General features: G+C 64.3%; 16 protein-coding genes. 9 read left to right on the top strand and 7 right to left on the bottom strand.

The annotated features are described in order from the left end of the window. Nucleotides 1-31: 31 nt before the first annotated feature. The 5 genes from P3S72_RS06060 to P3S72_RS06040 all read right to left on the bottom strand — a co-directional run bounded on the left by P3S72_RS06060 (nucleotide 32) and on the right by P3S72_RS06040 (nucleotide 3,574). On the bottom strand, nucleotides 32-967 hold the full coding sequence (locus P3S72_RS06060; protein WP_247407775.1) for a glutathione S-transferase family protein: 936 nt from the start codon (nucleotides 965-967) through the stop codon (nucleotides 32-34). 76 nt (nucleotides 968-1,043) lie between these two features. Beyond that, the gene (locus P3S72_RS06055) at nucleotides 1,044-1,319 is read right to left on the bottom strand and encodes a GIY-YIG nuclease family protein (protein WP_247407777.1); all 276 of its coding nucleotides are present in this window, start codon (nucleotides 1,317-1,319) and stop codon (nucleotides 1,044-1,046) included. Nucleotides 1,320-1,355: 36 nt separating this feature from the next. Continuing rightward, on the bottom strand, nucleotides 1,356-1,826 hold the full coding sequence (locus P3S72_RS06050) for a nuclear transport factor 2 family protein (RefSeq protein ID WP_247407779.1): 471 nt from the start codon (nucleotides 1,824-1,826) through the stop codon (nucleotides 1,356-1,358). A 103-nt stretch (nucleotides 1,827-1,929) separates the two neighbouring features. Continuing rightward, nucleotides 1,930-2,565 (bottom strand): response regulator transcription factor, encoded by a 636-nt coding sequence (locus P3S72_RS06045; RefSeq protein ID WP_247407781.1) that lies wholly within the window; start codon nucleotides 2,563-2,565, stop codon nucleotides 1,930-1,932. 181 nt (nucleotides 2,566-2,746) lie between these two features. Then, the gene (locus P3S72_RS06040) at nucleotides 2,747-3,574 is read right to left on the bottom strand and encodes a response regulator (protein WP_276196616.1); all 828 of its coding nucleotides are present in this window, start codon (nucleotides 3,572-3,574) and stop codon (nucleotides 2,747-2,749) included. 412 nt (nucleotides 3,575-3,986) lie between these two features. Here P3S72_RS06040 and P3S72_RS06035 point away from each other — a divergent pair, with 412 nt between their 5' ends. From P3S72_RS06035 to P3S72_RS05995, 9 genes are all read left to right on the top strand, one after another. After that, a complete protein-coding gene (locus tag P3S72_RS06035) occupies nucleotides 3,987-4,625 on the top strand; it encodes a DUF1120 domain-containing protein (RefSeq protein ID WP_276196615.1) in 639 nt (212 codons plus the stop codon). 44 nt (nucleotides 4,626-4,669) lie between these two features. Beyond that, a complete protein-coding gene (locus P3S72_RS06030) occupies nucleotides 4,670-5,290 on the top strand; it encodes a DUF1120 domain-containing protein (protein WP_276196614.1) in 621 nt (206 codons plus the stop codon). Nucleotides 5,291-5,356: 66 nt separating this feature from the next. Further along, a complete protein-coding gene (locus P3S72_RS06025; RefSeq protein ID WP_276196613.1) occupies nucleotides 5,357-5,977 on the top strand; it encodes a DUF1120 domain-containing protein in 621 nt (206 codons plus the stop codon). Nucleotides 5,978-6,016: 39 nt separating this feature from the next. Then, nucleotides 6,017-6,643 carry a DUF1120 domain-containing protein gene (locus tag P3S72_RS06020; protein ID WP_276196612.1) on the top strand — a complete coding sequence of 209 codons (627 nt, stop codon included), beginning with the start codon at nucleotides 6,017-6,019 and terminating at the stop codon, nucleotides 6,641-6,643. A 55-nt stretch (nucleotides 6,644-6,698) separates the two neighbouring features. Then, nucleotides 6,699-7,325, top strand: coding sequence for a DUF1120 domain-containing protein (locus P3S72_RS06015; RefSeq protein ID WP_276196611.1), 627 nt, complete (start codon nucleotides 6,699-6,701; stop codon nucleotides 7,323-7,325). Nucleotides 7,326-7,389: 64 nt separating this feature from the next. Continuing rightward, on the top strand, nucleotides 7,390-8,112 hold the full coding sequence (locus P3S72_RS06010; protein WP_247406162.1) for a fimbria/pilus chaperone family protein: 723 nt from the start codon (nucleotides 7,390-7,392) through the stop codon (nucleotides 8,110-8,112). A gap of 124 nt (nucleotides 8,113-8,236) precedes the next feature. Then, nucleotides 8,237-10,678 carry a fimbria/pilus outer membrane usher protein gene (locus P3S72_RS06005; protein ID WP_276196610.1) on the top strand — a complete coding sequence of 814 codons (2,442 nt, stop codon included), beginning with the start codon at nucleotides 8,237-8,239 and terminating at the stop codon, nucleotides 10,676-10,678. Nucleotides 10,679-10,688: 10 nt separating this feature from the next. Then, nucleotides 10,689-11,813: a DUF1120 domain-containing protein gene (locus tag P3S72_RS06000; protein ID WP_276196609.1), complete on the top strand. Its 1,125-nt coding sequence runs from the start codon at nucleotides 10,689-10,691 to the stop codon at nucleotides 11,811-11,813. A 116-nt stretch (nucleotides 11,814-11,929) separates the two neighbouring features. Continuing rightward, on the top strand, nucleotides 11,930-12,580 hold the full coding sequence (locus P3S72_RS05995) for a DUF1120 domain-containing protein (protein WP_276196608.1): 651 nt from the start codon (nucleotides 11,930-11,932) through the stop codon (nucleotides 12,578-12,580). On the opposite strand, the gene P3S72_RS05990 is transcribed toward P3S72_RS05995, so the two are convergent. Both P3S72_RS05990 and P3S72_RS05985 read right to left on the bottom strand, forming a co-directional pair. Then, nucleotides 12,577-13,842: a CynX/NimT family MFS transporter gene (locus tag P3S72_RS05990; protein WP_276196607.1), complete on the bottom strand. Its 1,266-nt coding sequence runs from the start codon at nucleotides 13,840-13,842 to the stop codon at nucleotides 12,577-12,579. The two genes, P3S72_RS05995 and P3S72_RS05990, sit on opposite strands and share 4 nt — an antisense overlap. Continuing rightward, nucleotides 13,832-14,491 (bottom strand): FadR/GntR family transcriptional regulator, encoded by a 660-nt coding sequence (locus P3S72_RS05985; protein WP_276196606.1) that lies wholly within the window; start codon nucleotides 14,489-14,491, stop codon nucleotides 13,832-13,834. Before P3S72_RS05985 ends, P3S72_RS05990 begins: the two co-directional genes overlap by 11 nt. Nucleotides 14,492-14,532: the final 41 nt, after the last annotated feature.

Here is a 14,532-nt window from a genome sequence, read left to right as displayed (position 1 = left end):
TACCTCACCTCAGGTTGAAAATAATTTGGATTTATTGCGCCTGAATGCAAAAACCCAAGCGCGGGAAGTGAACATGCACGGTGCCGCCGCGTTCGTCGGTACGGCGCAGGATCAGTTCTTCGCGGCCGGCAAATAGCAACTCACCGGCCACCGGGTCGGTGCCGTAGTCGGTGGCCGCAATGTTCACCGGCTGGCCGGCCGTGAAGCCATTCAAATCCTCGAACACTTCATCGGGCAACGCCGCCGGGGTGGCATGACGCGCCACGTCCAGGGCTTGCTCGGTGCTCATCTCGGCGGCGGTGCCATGACCAAAGCTCAGTACCCGGTCGAGCCAGGTGGCGACGGCGGGATACGCGTCGACCAACGGCGCGGTCACCGGCGAGCCTTTGAGGAACCATAGCGGATGGGCCAGGGCAAAGTCGGCAATCGACGGCTCACCGAACAGAAAGTCGCCCTCTTGGTGCTGCAATTGCTGGTCGATACGGCTGATGATCGCCGGCCATTGATGCTTGGCTTGCTCCACATGCAGGCGGGCAGCGGTGCCGCCGCTGAACAGCTTGGCGCGGTCGGCCACCAGCACTTTGAGCATTTCGGGCGGGACTTTGGCGAACTTGGCCGCCAGGGATTCAGGCTGGAACACCAACGCCACGGCATGGGCGAACACCACCGAATCGGCCCAGGCGGCGAAACCCTGGGTGACCAGTTCCAGGCCTTGGGGAAACAGCGCCGGCCCGGCTTTTTCCTGCTCCAGGCGGTGGGCGATCAGTGCCGTGTCACAGTAGATATCGGCGCCGACCTGCAGCACCGGGGTCTTGCGGTAGCCGCCGGTGAGGGCCACCAGGTCCGGCTTGGGCATCACCGGCGAGATCAGCACCGAGCGCCAGGACAAGCCCTTGAAGCCCAGGAGCAGGCGGGCTTTTTCAGCGAAAGGCGACTGCGGGTAGTGGTGCAGGATCAATTCAGACATACCAGGCTCCGCTCAATGAAATGAGCGGTCAGCTTAGCCTGCAAAACTGCGCAGGGGTGAGATAGGCGCCCATCAATCAGATCAATGCGCCACTCGCCGCCAGGCACTCCTTGGCGCTCTTCTTCAATTTTTTGATCAGGCGCTCCTGGCGCAGCGCCTCGCCTTTGCTGGCGCACTGCTCGGTGTACACCAGCGCGACGGCCGGGCTGGAGAGGAAAAACCGCGCGCCCTTGCCGCTTTGATGGGAGGCAAACCGGCGCACCGGGTCATTGCTGATGCCGCAATACAGCGAACCGTTGGCGGCACGCACTAGGTAAACGAACCAGGGTTTGGCTTCAGAAAGATCAGTCACGGGTCGATTCGGCAAACCAGAGGAGCGCCAATCTTATCAACGACTCGCCTGAAATGCCCTCAGGCCTTTGAGCGCCTGGGCGCGCACGGCGTTTTTCAGCGCGGGCGACCAGCCCAGCAGCAACCCCTTGATGCCCAGGGCCTGGCGCGACCAGCGCCACAGGTCGAAGTGGTCGTGGTGTTCGCAGATCTTGCCGTCGCGAAACACGAAGCGCGCGCCGATGTCGTTGACCACCGTGTTGCCGGTCGCGCTGAACAGGTACGTCGCCACCCAATGCGCGCTGCCGGTGCTGTCATCACTGCGCACGTGGTCGAAGCTCAGGGAAAAATCCTTGGCCCGCGTGGTGAGCATGCGCCACATATCCCCGGCATCACGCCCGCGCAGTTCGCCGAACGCCGGGTCGCTGAACACCACGTCGTCGGTGTAGCAGGCGGCCATGGCTTGCGCATCAAGGCGCTGGAACGCGTGGTAGAACTCGCTGATCAGGGCGTTATGGGCATCACTCATGGGCAGGCTCCGCTGGCGTCGAAAAGATAGCGCACGATAAGCCGCCCGCAGCGCCAAGGCTACCAACATTCGCCGGGTAAATAAGCCGCTGACCGCTGCGGGCTCAGGGCACCATGCCACTGCTGCGGGCGTAGGCGAACAGATCCACATCGGTGGAGATGCACAGCCGGGTCATCGCGGTGCTTTTCTGCTTGCTGATGGTCGAGATGCTGCGGTTGACCCGCGCCGCGATCTGGCTGACGGTCATGCCGCTGGCGAGCATGCGCACCACTTCGCGCTCCTTGCCGGACAACTGCGGCACGGCTTGCTGGTCGCCCGTCCCGGCCTCGGCCAGTTGCGCACGCAAACATTCGCTGACGAAGGTGCGCCCTTCAATGACGGCGGCAATCGCCAAGGGCAGTTCGCGGGCCGACGCGCTTTTGGCCAGGATCGCCCGGGCGCCCTGGGCAAACGATTCGCGCAATGTGGCGACGTTGGCAAACATGGTCACCAGAATCACCGGCAAGTCCGGATGCCGGCGCCGCATCAGGCCCAGCAAGCCATAGCCGTCGGCTTGCTGGTTACCCGGCATGGCGAAGTCCGTCACCAGGATATCGCACGGTGTGCTGTCCATCAGCGCCAGCAACTGATCCGGGCCGTCGGCCTCGGCGACGACTTTGCACCGGCCGTTGGCCTCTATCACCACTTTCTGCCCGATACGCACGATGGGATGATCGTCAGCAATAATTACGCGAAGCATGAGCACCACCATGATGGCAACTTGAATCCGCGCAAAGTACTCCCGGATCGGATCAGCAACAACCGCCCCGCAAAGCCGTAATGGCAGATAGCCCAGCAATCTATGGGAGCAGGATTTTGCCCCACAGAAAAAAAAGAAATTGCTCACTCTGACGACCTACAGAAGTCATCGCCTATAGCTGTCATCCATTTCCTAGCAGCGACAAATACTTCAAATACCCGATCAAGTCGCGGCGCAATGCAAGCAAGTGCTCAAGGTGTACGGCCACCCCATCGCGATTGATCGCCTCGATCAACTGGTGACCGCGCACCTCCAGCGGTGTGGCGCCGAAGAACGCCACGCTGCCGATCAATCGATGCAAGTGCTCGACCGTTGTCTGCGCTTGCAGGCAGTCGGTGGCCTGGGCCAGTGCATGCAGATCGAGCTCGGCTTCATGCACCAGGCTCGCCAGGATGCCAGGCAGCGCCTCGGTGCAACCGAACATTTGCCCCAAGCGGGCTCGACTCGGCCAGCGCCCCTCGACCGCCATGACCGGCTGCGCAGCCTCGCTGATGCGCGGGCCGGGCAGCCAGTCGCCGAGCACTTGGCGCAGTTGTTGAAAGGTCACGGGTTTGGCCAGCCAGGCATCCATGCCGGCGGCCTGGCACTGCTCGATTTCGCGCGGTCCCAGCGTGCCGGTGAAGGCGATGACCGGCACGCGCTCCGTACCCGCGCGCTGTTCCCGGCAACGCAGTTCACGGGTCATGGCATAGCCGTCCATCACCGGCATCCGGCAGTCGCTGAAAATCAGGTCGACGCGGGTGACATCCAGAATCGCCAGCGCGGCCTGGCCCTGCACACACACTGCAAAGGCCAGCCCCAATCGCTCCAACATCGCGCCCATCAGCAGGCAGTATGCGGGGTGATCGTCCACCAACAGCACCGTGAGTTCGCGCCAATGCCGCGTCAATGGGGGCTGCGCGCCCAGGTCATCCCCTGCTCGGTCGCCTGGGATAGGGCCTGATGACATGACTACCTCAACTTCAAGAAGCGCGCGGCGCCGGGATCGACAACCTCGACGGCCGACAGAACCTGCGCCGACAGATGGGCGAGGGTTCAAGCGCTGATGCTCACATCCGTTCGAATGGGCCGTGAAGCTGTATCGGCGGGGAAGCTATTCGAAATAGGGTGGCCAAGCGATACAACAACTACGAAATCCATATATTTCCTACAGACACCAAAACGAGTTCCGACAAGTCGATTGTGCGTGTGCGACATCCGCTCAATGTCGTATTTGTTGTATTTGCCAGACGCCCTCCCCCCGATAAATTGCCCGGCATCCCAAGAGCGGGACGCGACCGGCCATTCCAGTCGGTCGCAACGCAACTGCCAAAGGGCCCCCAGCCTCTTGGCAGTCAGCTTTGCACCGGAAGCGTTATCACATGAAAAAGTCCCTAGCCGCCCTCACTGCCGCCATCGCCCTTGTCGGCAGCGGCATGACGTTCGCCGCCAGTACCGTGGACCTGACGGTCACCGGCTTGATTACCCCAAGCGCCTGCACGCCGACACTGTCCGGTAGTGGCAAGGTGGATCACGGCAAGATCGCGGCAAAAGACCTCAACCCCACCGCCCCGACCATCCTGCCCACCGCCCGGTTGCAATTGAGCGTGGACTGCGAGGCCCAGACCCTGTTTGCGTTGCGCAGCACCGACAACCGTCCCGGCTCGTCAATGGACGGCCAAGGCGGCAGCGGCTACGGCTTGGGCCTGATCAACAACCTGCAGAAAATCGGCATTTTCTGGATCTCCCTCAGAGACCCGGTGGCCGATAACGTCGCCGTCGAGCCGATCGAATCGTTGGATGGCGTGAGCTGGAGTGCCATCGACGATGTGATGTGGATGAGTGAAAAGCTGGCGGCGTTTGGCGACGGCTCGACAGGCCAGAACCGTAAGCCGATCCCGATCAAGAACGTGGTCACCGAGATGCTGATCGACACCACGATCGCCGCCGCCAACAACCTGGACCTGAGCAACGAAGTACTGATCGACGGCTCCGCCACGATCGAAGTCAAGTACCTGTAACTCATCGTCCACGCAGGGCATTGCCCACAGAGGTTGTTCATACCATGGATAAATATTTCCCCGCCCTGCTGGCGAGCCTGCTGCTGGCGAACGTGTCCAGCGCGTTGGCGGCCAGCCAGATCGACCTGAGCGTGACCGGCGTCATCACCCCCAAAGCCTGCACGCCGGGCTTGTCGGATGGCGGCACCGTCGACCACGGCAAGCTGACCTCGCGCGACCTCAACCAAGACAGACACACGCTGCTGCCCCGCAACACCCTGCGCCTGAACGTGCAGTGCGAAGGCTCGACGTTCTTTGCCTTGACCACCATCGACAACCGCCACGGCACAGCGGTGATTCCCAACCACCACGGCCTGGGCACGACCCCCAACGACGAGAACCTGGGCAGCGTTTCGCTGACGTTGAACAACCCCGTGGCAGACACCCAGGCCGTGCGCACCATCGTGTCCCTGGATGGCGGCACCACCTGGGCGCCCGGTACGCAGTTGGGCCACCTCAACCTGCTCGCGGTGGCCGCAGCAGACAACACCACTCAGCCAATGGCGGTGACGGTCTTCGACGCGGACATCGTGCTCTACACCCGAATTGCCCGCGCCGATGGCCTGACCCTCACCGACGAAGTCAACGTCGACGGGCACGCGACCCTTGAGATGAAGTACCTGTAACACCGTAAGCCCCTGTCCCTCCCTGGACACCCTGTATTCCTATCCATCCCTGGAGCTTCACCCGTCATGAAAAAACTACTGCACACCAGCATTGCCGGTGTACTGATCGGCTGCGCCTTCCCGGCATTTGCCGCCTCCACCGTCGACCTGGCTGTCACTGGCCTGATCGTGCCGTCGGCGTGTACGCCAAGCCTGTCGGCCAACACCGTCGACGTGGGCCGGGTTTCGGTCAAGGACCTTAACCAGGACAGCCGAACCCAACTGACCCCGACCACCCTGCAATTGGGCATCGACTGCGAGTCAGCGACGCTGTTTGCCATGCAGACCACCGACAACCGTGCCGACTCCGGCGCCCACGCTGAATATGGTATCGGCAAGACGATCCCCGGTGAGCGTATCGGCGGTTACTACATGACCCTCGACAAAGGGGTCGCCGATGGGGCTACCGTCACGCCTATCTTCTCGATCGACGGCACCACCTGGGGCACCATGCGTCCGGATGATGCCTGGACAACAACCTTTATGGTTTCGATCCGCGACCCCGGCGCAGCGCGAGTCCCTGTCCCTGCCAAAAACACGCAGATGGCGCTCTCGGTACTCCCGTTCATCCTCCCGGCAAAGAACGTGACCATCACCGAAGACACCCCGATAGACGGCTCGGCCACGATCGAAGTCAAGTACCTGTAACGCCGTGACCTCACTCAATCCGCCAAGAGCATTCCCGTCATGAAGACCCCGATAAAAACCCTGATCGCCGGCTGCCTGATCGGCAGTTTTTCACCGGCATTTGCCGCCTCCACCGTCGACCTGACCGTCAAGGGTCTGATCGTGCCGTCGGCGTGTACGCCAACCCTCTCGGCCAACACCGTCGACGTGGGCCGGGTTTCGGTCAAGGACCTTAACCAGGACAGCCGAACCCTACTGACCCCGACCACCTTGACGCTGAGCGTTAACTGCTTGTCCCCAACGCTGTTCGCCATGAAAGCCACCGATAACCGCGCCGATTCCTCAATCACCGTCAGCGAATTTGGCGTCGGCAAGACCGCTACCGGTGAGCATATCGGCGGCTATATTTTGTTGCTCGACAACGCCATAGCCGATACGGCTACCGTCCTGCCTATCGCTTCCGTCGATAACGGCACCACCTGGTCCCGTCAATGGAATGACGACGCATGGGCCACCTCGGTCCTGCTTTCGATCAAGGCAGCCAGCGGGGCGTTGATACCTATCCCGGCCCAAAACACGCAGATGGCGCTCTCGGTCAACCCGTTCATCAACCCGGCAAAGAACATGACCATCACCGAAGACACTGCGATCGACGGCTCGGCCACGATCGAAGTCAAGTACCTGTAACCCACCGCCTTGCCCGATGCCCGTACCACCCGTTCAACACCAGGTAGCTCCCCCCATGAACCTGCTTACTCGTTTGCCGACATTCGCCTTTATGTTCACGGCGGCGCCCTTGGCCTTCGCCCTCTCCATTGTGGAGTTGGAGGTCAACGGCCGAATCACCCCCAGCGCGTGCAACGTATCGCTGTCGGACAACGGCCTGGTCGAGCACGGCAAGATCCTGGCGACGACGCTCAACGCCAGCGAGTTCACGGTGTTGCCGAACCAGCTAATGGGCTTGAGCATCAGTTGCGAAGGCCTGGTGTTGTTCGCCTTGGTGGGCATCGATAACAAGCGCGAGTCATCGCTGGCGCCGGATTATTTTTATGGGCTGGGCGTGAACCCCCACGCACCCGGCGAACGCCTGGGCTCGGTCAGCCTCTCGCTGCGTGGGCCGGTAGGCGACTCGCAGGCGATGCAAACCCTGACCTCATCCGACAACGGCGGCACATGGTCACCGGAGCCTTACGTGTATCCGGGCCTGTTCATGGGCTTTGCGCGCGTCGGCGACACGCTGCCCGCGCCGATCCGGCAATTGGTGGCCTCCCTGCGGGTCGACACCTCGATCAGCCCGGCCAACACCCTGACGCTCCAAGAAGAGGTGCCCCTCGATGGCTCGATCACGCTGGACCTGCGTTACCTCTAACACCGCACCGCCGACGCCCCGGTCACGCACCGTGCGCTCGGCGGCCCATTTGAAGAGCCCTGCTATGAACCTGATTTTTTCCGTTTGGCGCGCAATGCCGCGCCTCTGCTGCGTGGCATTGGCCGTACTCGGCGCCAGCGTCGCGCGTGCCGACGGCATGGTCCCGGATACCTCGGTGGTGATCGTCAACGAGGCCGATGGCGAGGCCACGGTCTCGGTCACCAACACCGACAACAAAATGGCCCTGCTGCACGTGACCCTCGAAAACATCCCCGAGGACACGGACACGCTGTTGTTCGTGACCCCGCCGCTGACACGGGTCGAGGCGTCCAAGAGCCAATTGGTGCGGTTCATCCTGCAAACGCAGGCGCCGCTGAAAACCCAACGCCTCAAACGCGTGATTTTCGAAGGCATGCCCGCCCAGCGCGACCCGGCCAAGGCCGGGCATGCCCAAGTCGGCGTGACAGTCCGCCAGAACCTGCCGGTGATCATTCACCCCAAGGGGCTGGCGCCCAATCGCACGCCGTGGCTGGGCCTGGAATGGACCTTGAAGGCCGATCAACTCAGCGTCCACAACCCCTCCCCGTATGTGGTGCGCCTGGCCCAGGAGCTGCAACTGCTACCCGGCAACGCTTCGGCGATGCTGCCACGCACATACCTACTGCCGGGTGAAACGCTGACCGTCACCGCCAACGGGGCCAGGGCCGGGGCCACCACCGTGCGCCTGCAACCCGCCACGGTGTACGGCTTTGCAGTCGCGCCCCACGACGCGCCCATAACCCTGTGATGCGACGGCGCCCAGGGATGCAACGGCGCCTCTATAACGAAGTGGCCGCCTACTGAAGGCCATCGGGAAGGTCTGGCGCGATAAGGAATCGAGTCGGGCACTTCCATTATCTGAGTGCATTTGTGTGAACACAGTCATCCATTTCCGTGACGGCAAAGCCGTGCCTGGCGTTTCACCGCGCCTGGCATTGCTGGTGCTGACGCTCAGTCAGGGGCTGCTGACGAACCTGGCATGGGCACAAACGCCGTCGTCGACAGGTTCGTTTGACCCACAGACCCTGCTCCAGCGCGGCATCGACCCTGAACTCGCCAGCCTGCTGATGCAGGCCCCGCGTTTTACCCAAGGCCGCCATGCGCTCAACCTGACGGTCAACGGCCAGCGGCGCGGGCGCGTCGATGTCAGCGTGGATCAGCACGGCGCCACCTGCTTCGACCCGCCGCTGCTGGACGCCGCGCAGTTGCTAACGCCGTCATCGGGCCCGGCGCAGGAAAGCCGTTGCTACGCCTTTCTCCAGCAATACCCGCAAACCGTGATCGAGCATGACCCGGCCAACCTGAGCCTGAACCTGGTGGTGCCCACCCAGGCCCTGCGCCCGGTCACCCAGGACATTTCCGGCTATCAGACCGGCGGGTTTGCCGCGCTGCTCAACTACGACGTGACCGGCCTGTACAACCACTACGGCAACGACTCCAGCCGCTTCGGCTCGGCCAATACCGAGGTCGGTTTCAACGCCGGCGACTGGATCGTGCGCAGCCGCCAGGTGCAGACCTGGCAAGACAGCAGCTCAAGCACCACCCACCTGGACGCCTACGCCCAGCGCACCTTCGCCAGCCATCAAGCGGTGTTGCAGGCCGGGCAGATCAACCTCTACAACCCGGTGCTCGCCGGTGCGCAAATCACCGGCGTGCAAGTGCTCACCGAACAGGCCCTGCAAGACCAGAACCAGAGCGCGACCATCAACGGCATCGCCAACGGCCCGGCCCAGGTGGAAGTGCGCCAGAACGGTACGTTGATTCACTCCACGGTGGTGCCCGCCGGCCCGTTCAGCTTGAGCAATGTGCCGCGCCTGAATGGGCGCTCCGACGTCGAAGTCACGGTTAAGGAAACCACCGGCGAAGAACGGCGCTTCACCGTGCCCGCCGCCATGCTCGGCCTGGGCCTGCCCGCGCCCGGTTACTCGGTGGCGGCCGGGCAGGTGCGCAATATCGGCGACGGCCCGGGCGCCGAACCCTGGGTGGTGAGTGCTGGCTGGAGCGCCGCGCCGCATCCGCAGGTGAGCTTCGGCAGTGGGGTGTTGGCGGCCGAGGATTATCGCTCGGCGGGCCTGAGCCTGGGGCTGTTGCCTTGGCAGGACAGCCAGGTGCAAGTCGCCGTGGTCACCTCCGAAGCCTCGCGGCGTACCCAGGAGCGCGGTGTGCAGACCGACCTGTCGTGGTCGCAGAAACTGAGCGAACGCTGGGCCTTCACGGCGGCCAATTCCTGGCGCACCCAGGGCTATCGCGACCTCACCGAGTCGACCTATACCGCCGACACTCGCGAGCAGCAACGCGCGCGCTACCGCGACCAGCAGAGCGCAACCACCTCGTGGTCGCATCCGTGGCTGGGCGCCTTCAGCGCGGGGTTTTCGCGTTCGTCCTCGTTCCAGGGCGACAGCAGCAGCCGCGCCCTGGCCTCCTGGGGCACGCAAGTCGCCGGCATGTCGGTGTCCGCCACCGCCGAATGGCATGTGGGCGGGCGCCGCTATAACGACGACAGCCTGTACATGACGGTCAGCCTGCCCCTGGGCGAAAGCCGCCGTGGCCGCGCGTGGGTGCGCAATTCCGGTGGCGAGCACCGCACCGGGCTTGGGCTCAACGAACAGCTCAACGACCATTTGGCGTATCGGGTCGGCGTCGAACATGACACCCGCGACCGCGAGGTCGAGTCGTCCCTCGGCGTTTCGGCCCTGCCGTTCTACAGCCAGTTGGACTTCAACTACACCCGCTCCGACGCCGAACGCTCCAGCTACCAGGGCGGCGCACGCGGCGGCGTGGTGCTGCACGGCGACGGGTTGACGTTCTCGCCCTACCCGGTGCGCGACACCTTTGCCGTGCTGTCGGTGGGCGACATGGCCGGGATCAAGGTCAACACCCCCAGCGGCCCGGTGTGGACCGACTGGCAGGGCCAGGCCGTCGCGCCCCAGCTCAGCGCGTATGGGCGCAGCCCGCTGGAAGTGCAAACCCGCTCGCTGCCGCGCAATGCCGATATCCACAACGGGCTCGCGGTGGTGTCGGCAGGACGTGGCGCGGTAGACCGTATCGAGTTCGGCGTGTCCCTCACCCGGCGTGCCCTGCTGACCCTGGACACCCCGGTGCCACGCGGCTCGACCGTCACCACCGAGGACGGCGAGTTCATCACCCTGGTCCAGGAAGGCAACCAGGTGTTCTTGCCTGACGTCCTCGACACCCGCCCCCTGTGGATCAAAACCGCCGGCCAGCCGCGCTGCCACTTGCGCTTTGAACTGCCGGCCAAGGCCGACCCCCACGTGTATTTCGAAACCGCACCGGCCCGTTGCCAGAGACCTTGAGGAATTCCCCATGAAACTTCAACACTGCCTGGCAGCCCTGCTGCTGTTCACCGGCACCGCCCTGGCCCAGGACGACTGCCGCCTGGACCTGAGCGAATCGCGCCTGGATTTTGGCCTGATGAACCGCGCTATCGCGTCAACGCCGACCGCCGAGCGACTGCTCGGCGAACGGCGCCTGTCCTTGACCCTCAACTGCCCGGAAACCGGCGACATGAGCCTGTTCTACCGCGCCCTGGCCGCCGGCACCGAGCGTTTGCGCTTCACCGACGGCGGCAGCTACCGCGTGCAGGTACATGACGCCGTGCTCGATGGCCGCGCGGTGCAACTGGGCTTGCTCGCCGGCCCGGGCCAGGCGCCCGCCCAGGTGGGGGCGAGCCTGACTTGGCGCGCCGACCACGGCATCGTCGCGCTGTACGACGGCCAGCCCGCCGCCGGGCGCAGTTTTTCTGCGCAACTGCAGGTCAGTGCCTGGGCCCGGGAAGAGGCGTTTCGGGTGCGCGATGCCGAGACCTGGGAAGCCTCGGCGCTGGTCGATGCCCCCGCCTCCGGACGCTCACGCGAGCTGCATCTGCAAGCGCGCTTCGCGCCGGCCGCCTGCACGCCCACCCTGGCCAACAACGGCACGGTGGACTTCGGCACGTTGTCGGTCAGCGACCTGAACCGCGACAAGGACACCGCCCTGCCCGCCCGCGCGCTCGGCCTCACGGTCACCTGTGACGGCCCGACCCGATTTGCCCTGGTCATGCACGACAACCGCGCCGGCTCTGCCACCGGCGGCATCGATGAAACGGCCTATGGTCTGAGCCTGGATGCACGCGGGCAGAAAATCGGCCGCTATTACTTGCTGGTCGACCCGGCCCGGGCGAGTGCCGACAACCTGCCCCAGTTGTATCGCACCGACTCGACCACGGGCGGCGCCGCCTGGAGCAGCGCCAGTGCCTCCCCACTTCCCATCGGCGCACGCAGCCTCCTAGGGTTTACCGCCAACACCGGCAGCACCGAAGGCCCGAATGCCCTGCAAAACCTCAGCGCGTTACTGAGCCTGAAAGCCTTTATCGCGCCGCTCGACAGCCTGGACCTGAGCAGTGAAATAGCGCTCGACGGTTCGGCGACCCTGGAAATCACCTACTTATAAACACTATTGGAGACCCCCATGTTCCATCGATACCTGATCCTCGCTGCCGCTGACCGAAGAAATACCCATCGACGGGTCCATGACCCTGACCGTGAAATACCTCTAGGAGTTGAACCATGAAAAAATCGCTGATCTTTCTGGTCGCCTGTACAGGGCTGGTCAACCTACCCCCGGCGCATGCCGCCTCCACCGTCGACCTGAACGTCAACGGCGTGATCATCCCGGCGTCCTGCACCCCGAGCCTGTCGGCCAACGGGCTAGTGGACTTCGGCAAGATCGCCCAGCAAGACCTCAACCTCGCGACGGGCACGCGGCTGCCCCTCAAGTCCCTGGGCCTGACGGTGATCTGCAACGGTCCGGTGCGTTATGCGTTGCGCATGCGCGACAACCGCGACGGCTCGGCCCACGTCAACAGCGAGATTTATTACGGATTGGGCTTCGACAACAGCGCGAACAAGATCGGCGTGTACTCGCTGGCGTTCGATCCAAAGCAGACCGTGGTGGATGCCGTGTCCGAGGTCTACGGCACCGAATCCACCACTGGCGGCCTGGCCTGGCGCACGGCCAACCGCAACCCGATCGACATCGGCGCCAAAAGCCTGCTGGGCTTCACTGACACCGCCGGCAGCACCGCCGGCCCCTCGGCGATCCAGAACCTGAGCAGCACGCTGACCCTGGAGACGGTGATCAACGCCAAACAGAACCTGGACCTGAGCACCGATATCGTCATGGACGGTTCGGCGACCCTGGAGGTGGTGTATCTCTAGACTCTCTCGCTGCTGACGTCGACGTACTTCGCCCGCCCCGCACCGAGGCCGGCGACGATGGCGCCCAGGCCGATCACCGCGAAGACCCAGCCCGTGGCGGCCCAGCCGCCGGTCCAATCGTGAATCAGGCCCACCGCGAGCGGCCCCAAGGACGCCAGGGTGTAACCGAAGCCCTGAGCCATGCTCGACAGGTTGGCGGCAACGTGGGCATCCCGCGAGCGCAGCACGATCAACGTCAGCGCCAGGCTGAACGTGCCGCCCTGCCCCAGGCCCAGCAGAATCGCCCAGCCCCACAGCCCGTCGAGCGGCGCATACAGGCAGCCCATCAGCCCGCCGAGGGTCAGCAGCATCACCACCACGATGGCCAGGCGCTGGTCCTTACCGCGTGTGGCCAGCCACGGCGCGGTGAGGGCGCTGAGCAGTTGAACGATGATCGAACCGGACAGCGCCAGCCCGGCGTCGGTGGCACTCAGGCCGCGGTCGATGAGGATCGACGGCACCCAGCCAAACACGATGTAGGCCAGGGACGATTGCAGGCCCATGTACAAGGTCACTTGCCAGGCCAGCGGATCACGCAGCAAGCCCTTCACTCGGTAGGCGACGCGATGCGCGCCGTGCTTGTGCCCGACTTGCGGCAACCAGCACAGCGCGGCCAGCAACGCCGGCAGCATCCAGAAGCCCAGCCCGATGTTCCAGTTGTTGCCGAAGTAGTCACTCAAGGGCACCGAGGCCCCCGCCGCCAACGCCGCGCCCAGGCACAGCGCCATGGTGTAAACGCCGGTCATGGTGCCCGCCTGCTTGGCGAAGTCGCGCTTGACGATACCGGGCAACAACACGCCAATGATGCCGATGCTGGCACCGGCGATCAGGCTGCCGGCAAACAGCCCGACTTCACCGAACGCACTGCGCAGCAGAATACCGGCGGCCAACGTCAGCAGAATCCCCAGCACCACCCGCTCGGCGCCGAAACGCCGGGCGAGGATCGGCGCCAGCGGTGCGAACAGGCCCAGGCACAGCACCGGCAACGTGGTCAGCAAACCGGCCCTGGCCGCCGACAACCCCAGGCTGCTGGAGACCTCACTGAGCAGCGGCGACAGGCTCGACAGCGCCGGGCGCAGGTTCAGCGCCACCAGCACCAGGCCCAGCAGCAACAGCCACGGCCGGCTCACCAGCGGGTGGCTGTGCTGGACCCCGTCGTCGTCGGCCTCCGCGTCGATCAGCAGTTGTTCCAACTCGGGCGTGCGTTTGGCTTCAGGGTTCATTGATCAACTGCCGGCAGAGGGATTTGGCGCGCTCCGGGTCTTGCTGCGCGACGGCATCAAGCAGCGCGGTGTGCAGGTCGAACACTGCCTGGCGGCGCGGCGAAATGTTCAGGGTCTGGCGCAATTGCGCGCCGATGATGCTGGAAAAGTACTGGTACAACTCGCTCAACGCCGGGTTGTGCGCCGCGTCCACCAACTGTTGGTGGAATACCAGATCAGCGCTGATGTAGGCCTCCAACTCCCCGTGATACAGCGCGGCGCTGGTGTCGAGCGCCGCGCGCAGCCGGTGCAGGTCTTGCTCGGTGCGCCGCACGGCGGCCAGGCCGATGGCCTCCACTTCCAGGATCTGCCGCGTCTCCTGCGCCTGTTCCAGGCTGCAATGCGACAACGCGCGCATGGCGCCCAGCGGGTCCGTCATCGACCGCAGGTAACTGCCGTCGCCCTGGCGGATCTCGATCAATCCGCAGAATGCGAGCACGCGCATGGCCTCGCGCACGGTATTGCGGCTGATGCCCAGTTCCGTCGCCAGCTCAGGCTCGGTGGGCAGGCGCTCGCCGATGGCCCACACGCCTCGGGTGATGCGCTGGCGCAGCTGCTCCAGGGCCTGGTCGACCAGGGAGCGTTTGATCAGGGGGGTGATGTCTGTCATGGGCTTTGGGCTTTCGTCCAATCATAGGATGAATTCCCCTA

This window comes from Pseudomonas sp. D3 (assembly GCF_029320995.1).
GTDB classification, from domain to species: Bacteria; Pseudomonadota; Gammaproteobacteria; order Pseudomonadales; family Pseudomonadaceae; genus Aquipseudomonas; species Aquipseudomonas paraveronii.
The sequence above is the reverse complement of the archived record's forward strand: the minus strand, read 5'-3'. Positions and strand labels throughout refer to the sequence as shown.